Source organism: Streptomyces sp. NPDC005728 (assembly GCF_040630895.1).
In the GTDB taxonomy this organism is placed as follows: domain Bacteria; phylum Actinomycetota; class Actinomycetes; order Streptomycetales; family Streptomycetaceae; genus Streptomyces.
In genome coordinates, this window is record NZ_JBEXYL010000283.1 from 1 (window position 1) to 1,589 (window position 1,589).

At 67.3% G+C, this 1,589-nt stretch carries 2 protein-coding genes; one reads left to right on the top strand and one right to left on the bottom strand.

The genetic code is table 11. From position 1 onward, the window contains the following. Nucleotides 1-1,262: PhoH family protein (locus tag ABZ471_RS48595; protein ID WP_359075606.1), on the bottom strand; the 1,262-nt coding region annotated here is incomplete at its 3' end. Between ABZ471_RS48595 and ABZ471_RS48600 the strand changes: the two genes are divergently transcribed. After that, on the top strand, nucleotides 1,218-1,403 hold the full coding sequence (locus tag ABZ471_RS48600; RefSeq protein ID WP_359075607.1) for a hypothetical protein: 186 nt from the start codon (nucleotides 1,218-1,220) through the stop codon (nucleotides 1,401-1,403). The two genes, ABZ471_RS48595 and ABZ471_RS48600, sit on opposite strands and share 45 nt — an antisense overlap. The last annotated feature ends 186 nt before the right edge of the window (nucleotides 1,404-1,589 follow it).

Sequence of the window (1,589 nt, forward strand, 5' to 3'; positions counted from 1 at the left end):
ACCTCGAGCATCTCGGTGACGAGCGCGGCGATAGGGGAGCGTTCAGAGCGGGTGAGTGTGACATGGGCGAAGAGCGGGTGACCCTTGAGCTTTTCGACGACTGCGACGATGCCGTCGTAGCGGCCGACGCGGAGGTTGTCACGCTGGGCGACGTCGTGGGTAAGGACGACGCGAGAGCCCTGGCCGATTCGGGAGAGAACAGTGAGAAGGACGTTGCGCTCCAGGGACTGCGCCTCGTCGACGATGACGAAGGCATCGTGGAGGGAGCGGCCACGGATGTGGGTGAGGGGCAGGACCTCCAGCATGCCGCGGGAGATGACCTCCTCGATCACGTCAGGGGTGGTGACCGCGGACAGGGTGTCGAAGACGGCCTGTGCCCACGGGCCCATCTTCTCGGCTTCGCCGCCCGGTAGGTAGCCGAGTTCCTGGCCACCGACCGCGTACAGGGGGCGGAAGATCATGACCTTGCGGTGCTGGCGGCGTTCCAGGACGGTCTCCAGGCCCGCGCACAGTGCCAGGGCGGACTTGCCGGTGCCGGCGCGGCCACCCAGGGAGACGATCCCGACATCCGGGTCGAGGAGCAGGTCGAGCGCGATGCGCTGCTCGGCGGATCGGCCCCGCAGGCCGAATGCATCGCGGTCGCTGCGGACCAGGCGCACCCGCCCGTCGCGGTTGACCCGGCCCAGGGCGCTGCCGCGCTCGGAGTGCAGGACCAGACCGGTGTGGACGGGCAGCTCGGCTGCACCCTCGATGTCGCTCACGGCGTCGTGGCCGGCGTCGAAGAGCGTGTCGACCTGATGGGCGGGGACGTGGAGCTCGGTGATGCCCGTCCAGCCGGAGGTGATGGCGAGTTCGGCGCGGTACTCCTCGGCGTGCAGGCCAAGCGAACTGGCCTTGATCCGCAGAGGCAGGTCCTTGGAGACGATCGTGACGTCATAACCCTCAGCCTGAAGGTTGCGGGCCACAGCGAGGATCCGGGCGTCGGATTCGCCGCCGCCGGCTCTATAGCCGGCGGGCAAGGCCGACAGGTCGGAGTGGTTCAATTCGACCCGGATGCTGCCGCCGAGCTCCCCGACCGGGATCGGCTCGTCGAGGCGGCCGTGCCGGATACGGTAATCGTCGAGCAGGCGGAGTGCCTGTCGGGCGAAGTAGCCCAGTTCGGGGTGGTGTCGTTTGGCCTCGAGCTCGGTGACCACGACCACCGGGAGGACGACCTCGTGCTCCTCGAAGCGAGTCATGGCCGGCGGGTCAGCCAGGAGCACGCTGGTATCGAGAACGTACGTGCGCCGATCGCCATGGCGGGAACGGGCGGGTGTCTTGGCCCCAATGCCACGCTCTTCGTCGATCATCGCTGCGTCTCCGATCCGCTGCGAGCGGGCGACATCGCACGGCTCTTCGAATGAGCCAGTCGGTCACCCTCACTACAGCTCGGCAGTGCGGTTTAGGCGACGCTACCCCTGACTCCGACTCCGCTTCGGCACGACGCCTTATGAGTCTAATCACAATGGTTTGCCGCCTGGCGAATGCATTCGAACCGCATGTATTCCTACAGCTCGATGATCGCCGGGTACTTGCTCCCCCGGGCGCCA